This window comes from Bradyrhizobium uaiense (genome assembly GCF_010811875.1).
Lineage (GTDB): Bacteria > Pseudomonadota > Alphaproteobacteria > Rhizobiales > Xanthobacteraceae > Bradyrhizobium > Bradyrhizobium uaiense.
Genome location: NZ_VKHP01001000.1, coordinates 1 through 243 on the forward strand (window position 1 = coordinate 1; position 243 = coordinate 243).

Genomic DNA, 243 nt, shown 5'->3' on the forward strand with positions numbered 1-243 from the left:
CGTTCGGCAGCAACGCCGCCGCATCGTGGGGCTTCCATTACAAGGATCTGCTCACCGAGCCGAAGCCGCGCGAGGTCGTCACGATCTACGAGGTCGACGCAACCGGCGAGCGCAACTGGGCGCGCGCGGTCTATTCCTATCGCTGGACGCCGCAGACCGATCCGTTCGGCGTGCGCCACGAGACGATGGACTATCCGGGCGTGCCGGTCGATCACGCCACCATCGCAAAGCAGCCCGGCGTGC

At 67.1% G+C, this 243-nt stretch carries 1 pseudogene; it reads left to right on the plus strand.

Annotation, left to right across the window (positions count from 1 at the left end):
- Positions 1 to 243, plus strand: a pseudogene (locus tag FNJ47_RS48505) (acetamidase/formamidase family protein); the annotation flags it as partial.